The sequence below is a fragment of the Methylobacterium sp. D48H genome (assembly GCF_053345715.1).
In genome coordinates, this window is sequence record NZ_JBKFAP010000004.1 from 146,896 (window position 1) to 162,022 (window position 15,127).

The following is a 15,127-nucleotide window of genomic DNA, read 5'->3' on the forward strand; positions in this document are numbered from 1 at the left end:
TCGGCGCATTCCCGGACGCGATCGTGACGGCTCTGGCGCTCCGCGCGATCGACGGCGGCCCCCGGATCGCCCGAGGCACACGCCTTCGACCATGCGGACAAGGGCTGGCGCTCGACCCGGCGTCGACGAAGACGGTCACATGTCGGGCGACGACAGGCCGCCCGACAGCGCCGGGGGCTTCCACGGCCTTCCGGCCTGGCACGCAGCATCATCGAGCACGCGCCACCGGCCGGATACACGCACGGAACAGAATCCACCCATCATGCAGCATCTCCATGGACGAAGCGTGAGGACATCGAAGGCCATGCGCCGTGAGATCACTTTTCTTACCGTGGCAATTCTAGGGTCTTGTCTTGGAGTCCCTGCAATGGCGCAGGAGATGCGCTGGCAGAAGCGGGAAGGGGACGGTCGCGTCCATCTTGCCTACGAGATTCCGGACAGCGGCGCGCAGAGCCTCGCGCTCACCTGCGACACGCGGGGCGGACAGCTGAGTGTCGACTACTACGACGACAGAGACCGCGCTCGGGACGGCACCCGGGCCGAGGTCGAGTTCGCCTCGGAGGGCGGTACGCTCTCGCTGCCGATGCGGGCGAAACAGCTGGAACTCGACGACCAGATCGTGCTCCAGACCACGACAACGTTGACGCAAGACTGGGTGCGGATCCTGTCCGGCAAGACCCTTCGCGTGACGCTCTCTGGCGACACGCAGCGGATCCCTCTGGCCGGCGCCCGGACCGGTCTCGCCGCCCTGGTCGCGGGCTGCAGCCGCCCTTCGCGATGACTTCGCGATGACTTCGCGATGACGCCGGGGGTCAGATCGTAGTATAAGTGCCGATCATGCGGAATTCGTCGCCGCATTCCATAATGTTTGTTATGCGAATATCTTTCAGCGGCTCGAAGCTTCTCATCGAAGACGGCATCGCCGACTTCCCGCCGGACGCCTGAGGACGCAGCGCGCCCTCCCCCAGACGATCGGGCCGCCGGCGGGCCGCGCGTGCCGAACCGTCACCGGAGCGGACGGTCGCCCTCACCCCCGACCCGCGCGTCCCACCCCGCCATCGTCAGCCGGGCGACGGCCTCGAGCTCCTCCCGGGTCGCGCCGTCGCGGGCCTGGAGCGACATGCCGTTCTGCACCGTGAGCACGAAGCGGGTGAGTGCGGCGACGTCGACGGCGGCGCCGATCTCGCCCGCCGCGACCGCGCGCGCGAGCCGCTCCGCGACCCGTCGGCGTCCCTCGGCGCGGGCCGCGCGCAGCATCGCGCCGAGCTCCGCCTGTCCCTCGCTGCCGGCAGCCGAGAGCGTCACCATGCAGCCGAGCGGCTCGATGCGGCCGCAGGCGCCGGTGAGCGCGGCGGCCGAATCCATCAGGAGCGCCTCGACGGCCCCGCGCGCCGATGCGGCAGCGTCGAAGTTGGCCCAGACCATCCCGCCGTACCGGTCGCCGTAGTGGCGCAGCGCCTCGGCGTAGAGCGCCTCCTTCGAGCCGAACGCCGCGTAGAGGCTCGGCGACCCGATCCCCATGGCCGCGGTGAGATCCGAGATGGATGTCGCGGCGAAGCCGCGGCGCCAGAACAGCTGCATCGCCTGATCGAGCGCCGCCTCCCGGTCGAAGGCGCGGGGCCGGCCGCGACCGCGGGCGGGCGCGGCCCGGTCCCCTGCCTGATCCCCTGCCTGGTCCCCTGCCTGGATCGAAGCGGATTTTTGCATCGATCGTTATATAAACCGCTTGACCCGGGCCGGCAACGCATCTAGCCATTTCTGTGTCGTTCATTACAGAAAGAGGCGGACGTGAGTGAGCTGGCAGGCAAGCGCGCCCTGGTGACGGGCGCATCACGCGGCATCGGTGCGGCCATCGCCCTGGCGCTCGCGGACCGGGGCGCGGACGTCGCCATCACGTACGAGCGGTCCGCCGAGCGGGCGGCCGAGATCGTCCGCGCCATCGAGGCGAAGGGCCGCCGCGGGCGTGCCATCCAGGCCGACAGCGCCGACGCCGCGGCGGTGAAGCGCTCGGTCGACGAGGCGGCCGAGAGCCTCGGCGGGCTCGACATCCTCGTCAACAACGCCGGCATCGCCCGCGGCGGCCCCGTCGCGGAGATGAGCCTCGCCGACATCGACGCCATCCTGGACGTCAACGTCCGCTCCGTCGTGCTGGCGTCGCAGGCGGCCATCCCGCACCTGAAGGAGGGCGGCCGGATCATCTCCATCGGCTCCTGTCTCGGGGAGCGGGTCCCGTTCCCCGGGGTGACGGTCTACTCCATGTCGAAATCCGCCCTGCTCTCGTTCACGCGGGGTCTGGCGCGCGAACTCGGGCCGCGCGCGGTCACGGTGAACCTCGTGCAGCCGGGATCGACCGACACCGACATGAACCCGTCCGACGGGGCGCAGGCGGACATGCAGCGGGCGATGACCGCCCTCGGCCATTACGGGACGCCGGACGATATCGCGGCCGCGGTAGCCTTCCTGGCGAGCCCGGCCGCGCGCCAGATCACCGGCACCACCCTCACGGTCGACGGCGGCGCCAACGCGTGAACCTCCGCGGCGGACCGCCGGACGCGGGCTCCGTCGCGTCGATTCGCCGATGGCCGCCCCGCCCCCGGTCGGGGCGGCCCACCTGCGCGGCCCTCCTGCGCGGCCCTCCCGGGCCGAAGCTCCGGGTCGCGCGCACGGCTTCGGCTCAGCGGACGCGCTCCCACGTGATGGCGATCCGCGTGCCGTCCGGGCGCCGGAAGCTCTCGCTCAGCCGGTCCCCCTCGACGGTCAGGCGAAGCTGCTCGGTCGTGCGCACGTCGCCGACCCAGTTCGGGAAGGTCGAGCCCTCGACGCGGTTGCCGCTGAACGCGCCGTCGGCGTCCACCGTGTAGGTGCCGAAGAACCCGATGCTGCCGGCCATGGCCGCCCGGTTCTCCTCCGCTGTCCCCTGACCGCGCGCGCTCGAGGCGAACCGGGGAATGTCGGCGTCCGTGAGCACCTCGACGAAGTGCATGTCGCGCGTGAACACCAGCAGCCCGCTCGGGCGCGCGCCGTAGGCCGGCGCGTTGCGCCCCTCCGGATCGAGCCGAGCGGACACCATGCGCCACGTCCCCAGCACCTGGTTGGCGGGCTCGGCTCTGGCGGTCGATGCCGCCGCGAGCGCCGTCACGAGCGCCGCCGCGAGCACGGCCAGGCCCCATCTCGATCGGATCATCCCTCCCCTCCCCTTCTGCCCGCGGCAGGCACCGCGACCGACATGGACGGCGCGGCGCTCCACCCTAGCCGCCCCCGTGGACGAAGGCGCCATCGTCGTCGCGTCCTTGTCTCCGCGACGCTGCCCCGGCACGCGGTCGGGCACCGACACGCGCGCAGGCGCAGCGCCGTGGATCAGCGGATGCCGCCGCTGGCCGTGATGTTCTCGCCGGTGAGCCAGCGCGCGTCGTCAGAGGCGAGGAAGGCCACGACGGTGGCGATGTCGTCCGGCTCACCGGCCCGGCCGAGGGGCGTCTGCGCGACCATCCCGGCCTCCATCTCCGAGCCGGAGATGCCGGCCGCGTGCGTGCCCTCGGTCACCACGTAGCCCGGGCTGACGACGTTCACGCGGATCTTGCGCGGGGCCAGCTCGTTGGCGAGCACCCCCGATATGGCGTTCACCGCCCCCTTGGTCCCCGCGTAGACCGCCGCCGCCGGCGTGTGGACGTGCGTGATCGCCGAGGAGACGTTCACGATGCTCCCGCCCTCGCCGAGATGCTTCGCGGCCGCCCGCGTCGCCAGCAGGACGCCGAGCACGTTGACGTCGAACTGGCGGCGGTAGTGTTCCTCGGTGACCTCCTCGATCGCCGCGAACTCGTAGACGCCGGAATTGTTGACCAGCACGTCGAGCCGCCCGAACGCGCGGATCGCGGCCTCGATCACATCCTGCGCCTCGGACGCTCGGGACACGTCGCCCTGGGCCGCGACGGCCCGGCCGCCGGCGGACGTGATCGCGGCCACGACGGCGTCGGCCCCCGCCCTGCTGGACGCGTAGTTCACCACCACGGCGGCGCCGTCCCGCGCCAGCGCCTTGGCGATCCCCGCACCGATGCCCTTCGATGCCCCGGTCACGACGGCGACCTTGCCCGCAAGCTTCGACATGTGTCCTATCTCCGATATGGGCCGGCCGCGGGATGGCGGCCTGAGTCCCATAGTTCGGAACTTCGGAACTAACGGAGCGTCGTTCAAGACCCCATATGGACGAAAGATGAGACCGCTGTTTCACCCCGCCATCGAGGACGTGCGACCCGAGGCCATCCTGCACGCCCTCGCCGACCCGAGCCGCGCGGCCATCTTCGCCAGGATCATGCGGGCGGGATGCGTCGAGGCCTGCTCGGCCGTGTCGGCGCTCGGGGACCGCGTCATCCCGAAATCCTCGTTGTCCAACCACTTCAAGGTCCTGCGCGAGGCCGGGTTGATCCGCAGCGAGCGTCACGGCGTCGAGGTGCGCAACCATTCCCGCTGGGCCGAGGTGGAGGCGCGCTTTCCCGGCCTGCTGATGGGCATCATCAACGCCTACGCGGCGGAGGCCGGCCCCGCCGCAGAGGCTGCCGGACCGCGATAGGGGCCTGGCCCGGGTCGGCCGCCTCGAGCGCGCACGGCCGCTCGCCCGGAGCGGCCGACGGTCGGTCAGGACCGATCCCGCCGAGACACGCGCGCCGGATCAGCGCGGCCCGATCGGCTCCGAGGCCAGCAGCGTCTCGAAATACGCGATGGTTCTCATGAGCCCGTCCCGCAGCGGCACGGTCGGGCGCCAGTCGAGGAGTTGCGCGGCCAGGGCGATGTCGGGCCGCCTCTGGCGCGGGTCGTCCACCGGCAGCGGGGCGTGCACGAGCTTCGAGCGCGAGCCCGACAAGTCGACGACGAGTTCGGCGAGCTGCCGGATGGTGAACTCGTCCGAGTTTCCCAGATTGACGGGGCCGGTGATCTCGGCGTCGGTGGCCATCATCGCCTGCAGCCCCAGGACCAGGTCGTCGACGTAGCAGAACGAGCGGGTTTGATGCCCTTCGCCGAAGATCGTGATCGGCGCGCCGCGCAGGGCCTGGACGACGAAGTTGGAGACGACCCGGCCGTCGCTGGGATGCATGCGCGGGCCGTAGGTGTTGAAGATCCGCACCACCTTGATCGGGACGCGGTGCTGTCGGTGATAGTCGAAGAACAGGGTCTCGGCGCAGCGCTTGCCCTCGTCGTAGCAGGAGCGCGGGCCGAGGGGATTGACGTTCCCCCAGTAGCCCTCGGGCTGCGGGTGCACGAGCGGATCCCCGTAAACCTCCGAGGTCGAGGCCTGGAGGATCGGCACGCGGAGCCGCTTCGCCAGCCCCAGCATGTTGATCGCCCCCATGACGCTGGTCTTGGTCGTCTGGACCGGGTCGAACTGGTAGTGGATCGGGGATGCCGGGCAGGCGAGATTGTAGATCCGATCCACCTCGACGAAGAGCGGGTGCGTGACGTCGTGCCGTATGAGCTCGAAGCGCGGATTGTCGAACAGGTGGGCGATATTGCTCTTCCGGCCCGTGAAGAAATTGTCGACGCAGAGCACCTCGTGGCCCTGCTCCAGCAGGCGCTCGCTGAGGTGCGAGCCGATGAAGCCGCCGCCGCCGGTGATCAGGATCCGATCGCTCATCCGTGATGCTCCTGGCGCTCAGAGCCTGGCCGCGTCGGTGGCGGCGCGGGTCCTGAAGAGGGTGAGCCGTCTCAGCCAGTGCGGGCGCGCGGCGCGCCGCTCGGGCAGGTTCCGCTCGACGAAGCTGGCGAACTCTTCGAGGTCGAGATCGAAATCCTCGCGCTCCCGGCTGCCGGGGACATGCAGGGCGTTGGTCGAGGTATCGAGGTCCGTCACCCGCTCGGCGGGGAAGTAGTGACAGGCCGACACGTTCTCGCGAAAGATCTCGGTGTCGTAGATGCGCAGATCGTCCTTCCCGCTGAGCACGGATCGGCTCGATATGACGCATCCGGGCGCGTTGGCGACCCACTTATACTTGGCGAGCCCGGCCCCGAAATGCGTCACGAACAGGTCGGTGTGGAGCGCGGCCACGAGGCTCGCCCCCATCGAGCAGGGCACGAGCGGCAGCAACTCCACGTTGGAGACATCGGCGACCCGTGCGCGGAGCGCCCCGATCAGGTCGAGCTCCTTCCGGACGATGGACGGCACGGTCCCCTCCGCGGGCACGAGGCTCTCGCAGTAGCTCTCGACGTAGCCGCCCGCAGTGCCCGCGAGCGTGTTGTGCCCGTCGACGATGACGAGGAATCTCTCGCCGCGCCGCCGGCCGAGGCGTCGGATCAGCGCCACGTAGCCGTCGAGCTGCCGGACCCACTGGCGGTTCTCCAGGCGCAGCCCGATCAGGACGATCGTGGCCCGGCGCGCCGCTTCCGTCAGGCGGGCATCGAGCGCGGGTTCCGCGCTCCGCGCCAGGGCCGCGAGACGATCGGCCAATCGCTGGCTCACGCGGTAGGACCGGAAGGGCAGGAAGGTCGCCGCGCCGGCGACGGCGGCCTGCAACAGGGGCAGCGGGCCTTCGATCCCGCGATACACCTGCCCGGCGAGCTCCGGGAAGACGGCGTCGACGGGAGAGATCGGCTCGTTGCAGCTCGCGAACAGGAACACCGCCGGCGCGCGACCGAGCGACAGCACGTCGTCGACCGCGGCCAGCTCGTTCCAGATGGCGTGACTGATGTGCGCGTGCTCGAAGACCACCCCGACGCGCGTCGACCGCGCCGCGCCGTCGATCAGCGCCGGCAGGAGGTACTGCCGCCACAACCGCACCTGCACCAGGGTCGCGGCGTCGAACCCGACGCTTCCCAGGTTCGGCCGGGCGTAGGCCGTGTTCGCGCGAACGTCCAGCAGGGCCGACGCGAGGCGCGAGTTCTTGCCGATCAGCGTGCACAGCGTCTCGTTCCGGTCCGCCGCGTAGCCGACAAAGCGGAAGCCCGGCATGGGCAGGTAGATCGAGAAGCGCAGATCGCCGCCGTCCGGATGGGCCGTCTCCTGGCCGCCGCGCGCGACGATCGCCTTCGTCACCAGTTCGGGCAGGTGGGGCGGAGCCCCCGCCGGTGCGGCGTTGAGGCGTGCCAGCGCCGCGTGCATCGCCTGCGCCCGCGGATCGGAACCGCCGCCCGTGACGACCCGGACAGCGTGCTCCGGGCTCGCGGCAGCCGCGCGCGCGAGGGCTTCGATCAGGAGGTGGAGATCCTCGATCATGGCCCGCGTGTTCGACGCGTCGCCGTCGTCGGTGTGGAGCGCCTCGGCCTGCCACTCGAGCGGGCCGGGGCCGTCCCACGGCGCGGCGAGGAAATCCGCAGCGCAGGACGCCAGCGGTGTGCCGTTCGGGTTCAGGAATCGGAACGCGCGCGCGTCGTTCGGACCCAGGAGCGCGACCACCGTGGCGCGCCCGCCGAGATCGATCAGACCCAGGACATCCCAGTCGGGCTCCGTCGGGGCAGGCGCGACGAGCCGACCATCGCGGCTCGCGACCGCCTCGCCCGATCGATGCAGCCTGCGGGTGTGGCGGATGATCATGGGCGCCCGTCCTCGATAGCTCCGTCCGGGTTTGTCGAAGTTCGGGCGTTGCCACAAGGAGGCCCTTGGGCGCGCCCCGGAACAGGCCGATCCGATCGGATGCGCCCGACGCGCCCGCAGTGGACCCGCGTCCCGTCGACGGGGTGAAGGCTGCTAGGCGGCCCGCGATCACCTGTCCCGATGACATAGCAGAGCGGGGTGCCGCGGCGCGCTTCGATCGGTGACGGCGTTGTCGGGTCGCCGGGAGCACTGACACATTGTTGCGGCGGCGCCGAGGAGTTCTTGCCGCGCGTCGCGCCGATCCTGGCCGACACGATCTGCTGCAGAGAGTTGTATATCTGCGGGTCACACCGATACTAGAAGTTGCTAAATTTCCGGCATGGACGGTATGATACTGGTACCGAATATCGATTTTGGTATATCACTACCAGAGATCGGGTTTGTGCGAACCGATTTGCGCCGGAGGAGGCCAGGCTGTTGCAGACTACGGCTGATCTTGCATTGCGCGCGGCCGGCTATGTCGGCGCCTGGACAGCGGACGTGTCGGCGGGACAATCCCTCCTCGACGAGGGGACGGCGGCGCTGCTCGCCGGGGATGCGACCCTGGCCGGGCGCCCGCTGCCCATCGAGATCGCCCTTCGATGCACCCATCCGGACGATCGCGACTGGGTCTTCGCGCGCATCGCCCGGGTGCGCCGGACCGGCGGCCCCGTCTCGGCCGAGTACCGCGTCCTCACGGACGGCGGCGAGGTTCGATGGGTTCTCGACCGTGGCAGCCTCACGCCCGATCCGGCGGGACGGATGCGCGGTCGCGGCATCATCATCGACACCACGGACAGCCACCGCGGCCCCTTCCTTCCGAGCGCGGCGGGCGATCTGCCGGCGGACGACCCGATGGTCCTCGCGATCGATCACCTCCTGCAGGCGCGCGCGGCGATCGTCGCGATGGGCCACCAGCGGCTGCAACAGGTGTCGGATCTGGCGCTGTTCGAGGTCGGGCGAGCGCTGGCGCGGCGCGCTCGGGCGTAGCCGGACGGTCCTGCCCGCGGGACGCCGGCGCGGATCTCCCCGGATTGCCACGGACGCGAGTCAGTGTTCGAGGGCGTGCGCCGGAGCACGGTCGGCGGCCTCGGCCCGTGAGAGCTTACCGACAGGCCGAGAGATCAGTATTCCCGGTGGAGGCTCCGATGGCTGATGCTGCGATCCGCGAGACGATACACCTCGACGAAGGCGACGTGATCGTCCTGCTCCCCGGCAACCTGTCCCCGGCCAGCATCGGCCTGCTCCAGGCCAAGCTCGACGGTTTGGCCGCGGACCTGAACGCGCGGTGCCTGGAGGAAAGCCGCGCTTCCCTCTCGGGATTGGCCGGGCTGGCCGCCTTCCTCGCGAGCTGAGGCCGCCCAGACAGCGCAGCACGGGCCGTCCAGACCGTGCTGCGACGGCTGGAGGACAGGTGCCGCCGGTCGAGACAGCCGCGACATGCCCCCTCGCCCGACCCGGTCGGAAGCGGCCCTAGTGCAGGTGCAGGGCCTTGAGCGCCTTGCGCACCAGTTTCTCCCCGCAGGGCTTGGCGATGAAATGGGCCTCCTCGGGCAGCGCGGTCGCCTCGCGCGGATCGCAGCCCGAGCAGACGATGATCCGGGTCTCCGGCCAGCGTGCCCGGACGGCGTGCGCGAGCGCGCGGCCGTCCATCGTGCCGGGCATGTTGATGTCGGTGTAGAGCAGGACGGCCCCGTCACATGCCTCCAGATGCTGGAGCGCGCCCTGGGCGTGTTCCGCCTCCAGCACCTCGAACCCCAACGCCGTCAGCATGTCGGCCGCGACGAGGCGGCTGAACTCTTCGTCCTCGGCGAGGACGGCGATGGGGCGAGGTCTTGACATGCAGCGGCAACTGCATCGCCCGGTCGCCTGTTTCAGCGTGGCCGGGGATTTTCCGACGCCTGCGACCCTTTCGACAGATCCGGCTCGCCGGCGGCGCTGTCGACCTCCCGACCGCGCACGCGGCGCACGAGGCCAACCCTGCGCGACCCCAGCCGGACGCTTCGGTCACCGATACGGCAAGTCATCGCCGCGCTTGCCGGGCTTCCGGGCGCCGTCGCCGAGATCAGCGTGCGCCGCCGCAGCCTCGTCCTCGACCGATGCGGCACGCGCCTCCAGTGCCGCGCCGACCTGTCCAGGCGAATACGTGATTCAGCCGGCCTCGCGGCCGCCGAAATATGTGCCTCGTCTGCGAGAGACTTCATATCCGGAAGTCGCCCATCGAGCCGGGTGCCCCTGTCGACGTAGAAGCGGCCGCGTCCTGTAGGGCGAAACCTGACTTATGATGCTTGCAACGGTTTGCTACGGCTGATGGTTACTGCTCGCGAAAAGCGTGGAGAGCTCGATGTACGCCTCGGTGCTGGGTGGTCCGGAGATAGCGGTCGAGCCTCCGGGTGCCGGTCCGCCGCCTGAGGCGATCACCCTCCGCGAACACATCCGCCTGATCCTACGCAAGCTCCCGCGCCCCGCGCCCAGCGCTCAGTACAGCTGAAGGGAACGAAGCACGACGCCGTCGGTGGTGTGGATCTCCACGCACCAGCGCTCGTCCGGATCGGGCAACTCGCCCCGTGCGTGCATCTCGGCGATCAGCTGCGTCGCCTCGGCCACGGCGATCTCGATCGAGTTTGCCAGCACGCCCTCCTCGTCCTCGATGACCTCGTCCGGCCCCCTCAGGCGGAAATGGTACCGCTCTACCATGTCGCTCCTGCTCACGCCGTCGGCACGGCATGCCGACCGCGCGAGGGTAGCATCGAATGGCCGGATAAAGCCAAGCTGGCATGCCAAATCGGGGCCGACCGGGGCGATATCTGCCCGGGGCAGCACAGGTTCCCGCCTGTGATCTGCGAGGATGTCGGGGGCAAGGCCGGTGCGCGCCGACGCAGGTTGTTGCGCCGGCCAAGCTCTTAACGCGTCAGGCCTTTTCGCGGCGCATTGTGCGGGCATGTGCCATTGCCCGACGAGTTCGCCATGCATTTCGAGATCCGCGCGACCGACACCCGTCTGTGGACCTGGGTCCTCCTCGATGCGACGCAGATGCCGGTCCTGACCTCGGACCGCACCTTCCCCTCGGAAGCCCAGGCCTCGGCGGCGGCGCTGGCCTTCGCCAAGCTCGTCACGCGGGCCGGCAGGACCCTCACCGCCGCACCGCCGGGCGGCCTGATCTGAGGCGACCGCCGTTCCCCGGCGCGACGGGGTCTATGGCTGACGCCTGACGCAACCCCGCAACGCCATGTCGGTGTGCAGGGCGACGATCTCCGCCTTGGTCATCCGGCCGTCGGGCCGGTACCACGTGCAGGCGCTGGTGAGCATCCCGAGGATCGCGTAGCCGGCAACCCGCGCATCCCGGACGTCCAGCTCCCCCGCCTCCGATCCCCGCTCGAGCAGCGCGACCAATCGGTCTTCGTAGGCCCGGCGCAGGGCGACGATCGCCGCGTAATGCGGCGGGTCGAGCGAGCGCAGCTCGAAATTCGCGATGAAGACTTCCTGCTTCTTCTCGAGATGGTACGTGACGTGGTGCGCCACGAAGGCGCGGAGACGGTCCGTCGGGGTGCCGGTCGCCGTCGCCAGCGCCGCGTCGGTCCGCGCCAGCAGCGTCTCCATGTGGTCGCGGACGATGTCGAACAGCAGATCCTGCTTGCAGCGGATGTGGTTGTAGAGCGAGGCCGCCTGGATCCCGACCTCGGCGGCCAGGGCGCGCAGGGTCATCGCCTCGTAGCCGTGGCGATAGATGAGCCGAAGCCCGGCCCGGCGGATGGCGGCGGCCGTGCGCGGCCCGTTCGATCCGGCGGTGCGACCCACGAAGACACTCCGAAGACAGTTCAGAGCGCAACAGACACCGGGGAATGCTCACGCCGATCCTCGCTATAGGCTAACGAATAACCGTTCGTAAATCGCCTTGCCAGCACCGCTTAACGAACGTACGTTCGTTTCAAAGAGGCGAGTGCCCGATTCTCAGGCGAGGAGACGCGCGATGCCCATCGGCCTGCAGGATTTCGACTTCGGCCTGGGCGAGACGGCCGACGCCCTGCGCGCCGAGGTGGAGCGCTTCGCGCGCGCCGAGATCGCCCCCCGCGCGGCGGCGATCGATGCCAGCAACGCGTTTCCCGCGGACCTCTGGCCCAAGCTCGGCGCCCTCGGCGTTCTGGGCGTCACCGTCGAGGAGACCTATGGCGGCGCCGGCATGGGCTACCTCGAGCACGCCGTGGCCATGGAGGAGATCAGCCGGGCCTCGGCCTCGGTCGGGCTGTCCTACGGCGCGCATTCCAACCTCTGCGTGAACCAGATCCGCCGCAACGGCACCGAGGCGCAGAAGCGCCGCTACCTGCCGAAGCTGATCGCGGGCGAGCATGTCGGCGCGCTCGCGATGTCCGAGCCGGGCTCCGGCAGCGACGTCGTCTCCATGCGGCTGCGGGCCGACAGGCGCGGCGACCGCTACGTCCTGAACGGCACCAAGATGTGGATCACCAACGGTCCCGACGCCGACGTCCTGGTGGTCTACGCCAAGACGGATCCCGAGGCCGGTCCGCGGGGGATCACGGCGTTCCTGGTCGAGAAGGATTTTCCCGGCTTCTCCACCGCGCAGAAGCTCGACAAGCTCGGCATGCGCGGCTCGAACACCTGCGAGCTGCTGTTCCGGGACTGCGAGATACCGGAGGAGAACGTCCTGGGCGCGGTCGGGCGCGGCGTCGGCGTGCTGATGTCGGGCCTCGACTTCGAGCGCGCCGTGCTGGCCGCCGGGCCGCTCGGCATCATGCGCGCCTGCCTCGACGTGGTCCTGCCCTACCTCCACGAGCGCCGGCAGTTCGGTCGGCCGATCGGCGAGTTCCAGCTCATGCAGGGCAAGATCGCCGACATGTACACGGCGACGAACGCCGCCCGGGCCTACGTCTACGCGGTGGCGCGGGCCTGCGACCGCGGGCGGGCGACGCGCCGGGACGCCGCGGGCGCGATCCTGTTCGCGGCCGAGCGCGCGACCGCGGTGGCCCTCGACGCGATCCAGGCGCTCGGCGGCAACGGCTACATCAACGACTATCCGACCGGCCGGCTGCTGCGCGACGCCAAGCTCTACGAGATCGGCGCCGGCACGAGCGAGATCCGGCGGATGCTGATCGGCCGCGAATTGTTCGCCGAGACGGCCTGAGCGGGGAGCGGGCGCCGTGCCGGTGATCGAATCCGCTCTGGATCCGCGCGCGCCCGAGGCCCGCGCCAATGCCGAGGCCATGCGCGCCCTGGTGGCGGACCTGCGCGCGACCGCCGACCGCGTCCGGCTCGGCGGCGGGGAGGCCGCGCGGGAGCGCCATCGCGCCCGCGGCAAGCTCCTGCCCCGGGACCGGATCCGTGCGCTGATCGACCCGTTCTCGCCGTTCCTGGAAATCGGCCAGTTCGCCGGGCACGGCCTCTACGGCGGCGAGGTCCCCTCGGCCGGGATCGTCACCGGCATCGGCCGCGTCGCGGGGCGCGAGTGCGTGATCGTCGCCAACGACGCGACCGTGAAGGGCGGCACCTACTTCCCGATGACGGTGCAGAAGCACCTCCGGGCGCAGGAGATCGCGCAGCAGAACCGGCTGCCCTGCCTCTACCTCGTCGACAGCGGCGGCGCGCATCTGCCCAGCCAGGACGAGGTCTTCCCGGGCCGGGACCATTTCGGCCGCATCTTCTACAACCAGGCGACGATGTCGGCGCAGGGCATCGCCCAGATCGCCGTGGTGATGGGCTCCTGCACCGCCGGCGGCGCCTACGTGCCGGCGCTGTGCGACGAGTCGATCATCGTCCGCGGCCAGGGCACGATCTTCCTCGGCGGGCCGCCGCTGGTGAAGGCCGCGACCGGCGAGGTGGTCAGCGCCGAGGAACTCGGGGGCGCCGACGTGCACGCCCGGATCTCGGGCGTGACCGACCACATGGCGGAGACCGACGCCCACGCCCTCGGCATCGCCCGCCGCATCGTGGCCAACCTGAACGCGGTGAAGCGCCCCGCGCTCGCGCCGCGGCAGCCCGAGCCGCCGCGCTACGCCGCCGAGGAGATCTACGCGGCGGTGCCGGCCGACCGCCGGACGCCCTACGACGTGCGCGAGGTCATCGCCCGGCTGGTGGACGGCAGCGACTTCGACGAGTTCAAGCGCCTCTACGGCCAGACCCTGGTCTGCGGCTTCGCCCATATCTGGGGCTACCCGGTGGGGATCGTCGCCAACAACGGCATCCTGTTCTCGGAGAGTGCTCTGAAGGGCGCCCACTTCGTCGAGCTCTGCGCCCAGCGCGGCGTGCCCCTGGTGTTCCTCCAGAACATCACCGGCTTCATGGTCGGCCGGCGCTACGAGGCCGGCGGCATCGCCAAGGACGGGGCCAAGATGGTCACCGCCGTCGCGACCGCGGCGGTGCCGAAATTCACCGTCCTGATCGGCGGCAGCTTCGGGGCCGGCAATTACGGCATGTGCGGGCGGGCCTACGGGCCGCGCTTCCTCTGGATGTGGCCGAACGCGAGGATCGGCGTGATGGGCGGCGAGCAGGCCGCCTCGGTCCTGGCCACGGTCCGGCGCGACGGTGTCGAGGGCCGCGGCGGCACGTGGTCGGCGGAGGACGAGGCGGCGTTCAAGGCGCCGATCCGGGCGCAGTACGAGGAGCAGGGCCACCCCTACTATTCCAGCGCCCGGCTCTGGGACGACGGGGTGATCGACCCGGCCGACACGCGCCGCGTCCTGGCGCTCGGTCTCTCGGCGAGCCTCAACGCGCCGATTCCCGAGACCCGCTTCGGCCTGTTCCGGATGTAGGAGGCGCGGGATGAGCGGCACCTTGCTGGAGGCGGTCGACGAGCGCGGGGTCGCCACCCTGACGCTCAACCGTCCGGAGCAGCACAATGCCTTCGACGACGGCCTGATCGCCGCCCTCACCGCGTCCCTGCACCGGCTGGGCGCCGCTCCCGGGATCCGGGCGGTCGTCCTGGCGGGCGCCGGCCAGAGCTTCTCGGCGGGCGCCGACCTCGCCTGGATGCGCCGGATCGCCGGCCAGTCCTTCGACAGCAACCTCGCCGACGCCGCCGGGCTCGCGGGGCTGATGCACAGTCTCGACCGGCTGCCGAAGCCGACGCTCGCCCTCGTGCACGGGGCGGCCTACGGCGGCGGCGTCGGGCTCGCCGCCTGCTGCGATATCGCCATCGCGGCCGAGAGCGCGCGGTTCTGCCTGAGCGAGGTGCGGCTCGGCCTGATCCCGGCGACGATCGGCCCCTACGTGGTCAACGCGATCGGCGCGCGCTGGGCCCGGCGCCTGTTCCAGACCGCGGAGGTCTTCTCCGCCGAGCGCGCCCGGGCGATCGGCCTCGTGCACGAGGTGGTGCCCGACGACCGGCTGGAGGCGGCCGGCGCGGAGGTGCTGCGCGACATCCTCCGGGGCGCCCCGGGCGCGCAGGCCGAGGCCAAGGACCTCGTCTTCCTGTGCGAGGGGCGGCCGGTGGACGCCGACCTGGGGCGCGAGACGGGCCGGCGCATCGCCCGGCGCCGGGCCTCGGACGAGGGGCAGGCGGGCATCGCCGCCTTCCTCGACAAGCGCTCAGCCCCGTGGCGGCGGGACTGAGGGGGC

General features: G+C 70.8%; 17 protein-coding genes. 9 read left to right on the top strand and 8 right to left on the bottom strand.

Annotated features, from left to right (window positions below):
• Positions 1-367 precede the first annotated feature (367 nt).
• Positions 368-781 carry a hypothetical protein gene (locus ACLBX8_RS11050; RefSeq protein WP_091978554.1) on the top strand — a complete coding sequence of 138 codons (414 nt, stop codon included), beginning with the start codon at positions 368-370 and terminating at the stop codon, positions 779-781.
• Between the two features lie 224 nt (positions 782-1,005).
• Here the strand turns inward: ACLBX8_RS11050 and ACLBX8_RS11055 are convergent, their stop codons facing one another.
• Positions 1,006-1,707 (bottom strand): TetR/AcrR family transcriptional regulator, encoded by a 702-nt coding sequence (locus ACLBX8_RS11055; protein WP_447715100.1) that lies wholly within the window; start codon positions 1,705-1,707, stop codon positions 1,006-1,008.
• 81 nt (positions 1,708-1,788) lie between these two features.
• Between ACLBX8_RS11055 and ACLBX8_RS11060 the strand changes: the two genes are divergently transcribed.
• A complete protein-coding gene (locus tag ACLBX8_RS11060) occupies positions 1,789-2,529 on the top strand; it encodes a glucose 1-dehydrogenase (protein WP_020094818.1) in 741 nt (246 codons plus the stop codon).
• A 145-nt stretch (positions 2,530-2,674) separates the two neighbouring features.
• On the opposite strand, the gene ACLBX8_RS11065 is transcribed toward ACLBX8_RS11060, so the two are convergent.
• Positions 2,675-3,184, bottom strand: coding sequence for a lipocalin-like domain-containing protein (locus ACLBX8_RS11065; protein WP_042675022.1), 510 nt, complete (start codon positions 3,182-3,184; stop codon positions 2,675-2,677).
• Between the two features lie 173 nt (positions 3,185-3,357).
• On the bottom strand, positions 3,358-4,104 hold the full coding sequence (locus ACLBX8_RS11070) for a glucose 1-dehydrogenase (protein WP_020094820.1): 747 nt from the start codon (positions 4,102-4,104) through the stop codon (positions 3,358-3,360).
• Positions 4,105-4,210: 106 nt separating this feature from the next.
• Here ACLBX8_RS11070 and ACLBX8_RS11075 point away from each other — a divergent pair, with 106 nt between their 5' ends.
• A complete protein-coding gene (locus ACLBX8_RS11075; RefSeq protein WP_020094821.1) occupies positions 4,211-4,567 on the top strand; it encodes an ArsR/SmtB family transcription factor in 357 nt (118 codons plus the stop codon).
• Between the two features lie 99 nt (positions 4,568-4,666).
• On the opposite strand, the gene ACLBX8_RS11080 is transcribed toward ACLBX8_RS11075, so the two are convergent.
• Both ACLBX8_RS11080 and ACLBX8_RS11085 read right to left on the bottom strand, forming a co-directional pair.
• Positions 4,667-5,626, bottom strand: a complete 960-nt coding sequence (locus ACLBX8_RS11080; RefSeq protein ID WP_020094822.1) for a UDP-glucuronic acid decarboxylase family protein — start codon at positions 5,624-5,626, stop codon at positions 4,667-4,669.
• Positions 5,627-5,644: 18 nt separating this feature from the next.
• Positions 5,645-7,519 carry a hypothetical protein gene (locus tag ACLBX8_RS11085; protein ID WP_447699277.1) on the bottom strand — a complete coding sequence of 625 codons (1,875 nt, stop codon included), beginning with the start codon at positions 7,517-7,519 and terminating at the stop codon, positions 5,645-5,647.
• Positions 7,520-7,996: 477 nt separating this feature from the next.
• Between ACLBX8_RS11085 and ACLBX8_RS11090 the strand changes: the two genes are divergently transcribed.
• Positions 7,997-8,548 carry a PAS domain-containing protein gene (locus tag ACLBX8_RS11090; RefSeq protein ID WP_331298161.1) on the top strand — a complete coding sequence of 184 codons (552 nt, stop codon included), beginning with the start codon at positions 7,997-7,999 and terminating at the stop codon, positions 8,546-8,548.
• Between the two features lie 158 nt (positions 8,549-8,706).
• Positions 8,707-8,913 (top strand): hypothetical protein, encoded by a 207-nt coding sequence (locus ACLBX8_RS11095; RefSeq protein WP_020094825.1) that lies wholly within the window; start codon positions 8,707-8,709, stop codon positions 8,911-8,913.
• A gap of 118 nt (positions 8,914-9,031) precedes the next feature.
• On the opposite strand, the gene ACLBX8_RS11100 is transcribed toward ACLBX8_RS11095, so the two are convergent.
• Together ACLBX8_RS11100 and ACLBX8_RS11105 are read right to left on the bottom strand one after the other, a co-directional pair.
• Positions 9,032-9,400, bottom strand: coding sequence for a response regulator (locus ACLBX8_RS11100; protein ID WP_447699276.1), 369 nt, complete (start codon positions 9,398-9,400; stop codon positions 9,032-9,034).
• Between the two features lie 636 nt (positions 9,401-10,036).
• Complete coding sequence (locus ACLBX8_RS11105; RefSeq protein ID WP_020094827.1) at positions 10,037-10,255, bottom strand: DUF6894 family protein; 219 nt, start codon at positions 10,253-10,255, stop codon at positions 10,037-10,039.
• A 270-nt stretch (positions 10,256-10,525) separates the two neighbouring features.
• Between ACLBX8_RS11105 and ACLBX8_RS11110 the strand changes: the two genes are divergently transcribed.
• On the top strand, positions 10,526-10,723 hold the full coding sequence (locus ACLBX8_RS11110; protein ID WP_056530425.1) for a hypothetical protein: 198 nt from the start codon (positions 10,526-10,528) through the stop codon (positions 10,721-10,723).
• Positions 10,724-10,753: 30 nt separating this feature from the next.
• Here ACLBX8_RS11110 and ACLBX8_RS11115 read toward each other — a convergent pair whose 3' ends face one another.
• Complete coding sequence (locus tag ACLBX8_RS11115; protein ID WP_447715101.1) at positions 10,754-11,356, bottom strand: TetR/AcrR family transcriptional regulator; 603 nt, start codon at positions 11,354-11,356, stop codon at positions 10,754-10,756.
• A 172-nt stretch (positions 11,357-11,528) separates the two neighbouring features.
• On the opposite strand from ACLBX8_RS11115, the gene ACLBX8_RS11120 reads away from it, so the two are divergent.
• The 3 genes from ACLBX8_RS11120 to ACLBX8_RS11130 all read left to right on the top strand — a co-directional run bounded on the left by ACLBX8_RS11120 (position 11,529) and on the right by ACLBX8_RS11130 (position 15,121).
• Positions 11,529-12,698, top strand: coding sequence for an isovaleryl-CoA dehydrogenase (locus ACLBX8_RS11120; protein WP_447715102.1), 1,170 nt, complete (start codon positions 11,529-11,531; stop codon positions 12,696-12,698).
• 79 nt (positions 12,699-12,777) lie between these two features.
• Positions 12,778-14,322 (top strand): carboxyl transferase domain-containing protein, encoded by a 1,545-nt coding sequence (locus ACLBX8_RS11125; protein WP_447715131.1) that lies wholly within the window; start codon positions 12,778-12,780, stop codon positions 14,320-14,322.
• Positions 14,323-14,332: 10 nt separating this feature from the next.
• Complete coding sequence (locus ACLBX8_RS11130) at positions 14,333-15,121, top strand: enoyl-CoA hydratase-related protein (protein WP_447715103.1); 789 nt, start codon at positions 14,333-14,335, stop codon at positions 15,119-15,121.
• Positions 15,122-15,127 lie beyond the last annotated feature (6 nt).

What these genes read in the sequence shown, in the direction of transcription:
- ACLBX8_RS11050 (WP_091978554.1), top strand. Translation starts at nt 368, where the DNA reads ATGGCGCAGGAGATGCGCTGGCAGAAGCGGGAAGGGGACGGTCGCGTC.
- ACLBX8_RS11055 (WP_447715100.1), bottom strand. Translation starts at nt 1,707, where the DNA reads ATGCAAAAATCCGCTTCGATCCAGGCAGGGGACCAGGCAGGGGATCAG.
- ACLBX8_RS11065 (WP_042675022.1), bottom strand. Translation starts at nt 3,184, where the DNA reads ATGATCCGATCGAGATGGGGCCTGGCCGTGCTCGCGGCGGCGCTCGTG.
- ACLBX8_RS11070 (WP_020094820.1), bottom strand. Translation starts at nt 4,104, where the DNA reads ATGTCGAAGCTTGCGGGCAAGGTCGCCGTCGTGACCGGGGCATCGAAG.
- ACLBX8_RS11075 (WP_020094821.1), top strand. Translation starts at nt 4,211, where the DNA reads ATGAGACCGCTGTTTCACCCCGCCATCGAGGACGTGCGACCCGAGGCC.
- ACLBX8_RS11080 (WP_020094822.1), bottom strand. Translation starts at nt 5,626, where the DNA reads ATGAGCGATCGGATCCTGATCACCGGCGGCGGCGGCTTCATCGGCTCG.
- ACLBX8_RS11085 (WP_447699277.1), bottom strand. Translation starts at nt 7,519, where the DNA reads ATGATCATCCGCCACACCCGCAGGCTGCATCGATCGGGCGAGGCGGTC.
- ACLBX8_RS11095 (WP_020094825.1), top strand. Translation starts at nt 8,707, where the DNA reads ATGGCTGATGCTGCGATCCGCGAGACGATACACCTCGACGAAGGCGAC.
- ACLBX8_RS11100 (WP_447699276.1), bottom strand. Translation starts at nt 9,400, where the DNA reads ATGTCAAGACCTCGCCCCATCGCCGTCCTCGCCGAGGACGAAGAGTTC.
- ACLBX8_RS11105 (WP_020094827.1), bottom strand. Translation starts at nt 10,255, where the DNA reads ATGGTAGAGCGGTACCATTTCCGCCTGAGGGGGCCGGACGAGGTCATC.
- ACLBX8_RS11110 (WP_056530425.1), top strand. Translation starts at nt 10,526, where the DNA reads ATGCATTTCGAGATCCGCGCGACCGACACCCGTCTGTGGACCTGGGTC.
- ACLBX8_RS11120 (WP_447715102.1), top strand. Translation starts at nt 11,529, where the DNA reads ATGCCCATCGGCCTGCAGGATTTCGACTTCGGCCTGGGCGAGACGGCC.
- ACLBX8_RS11125 (WP_447715131.1), top strand. Translation starts at nt 12,778, where the DNA reads ATGCGCGCCCTGGTGGCGGACCTGCGCGCGACCGCCGACCGCGTCCGG.
- ACLBX8_RS11130 (WP_447715103.1), top strand. Translation starts at nt 14,333, where the DNA reads ATGAGCGGCACCTTGCTGGAGGCGGTCGACGAGCGCGGGGTCGCCACC.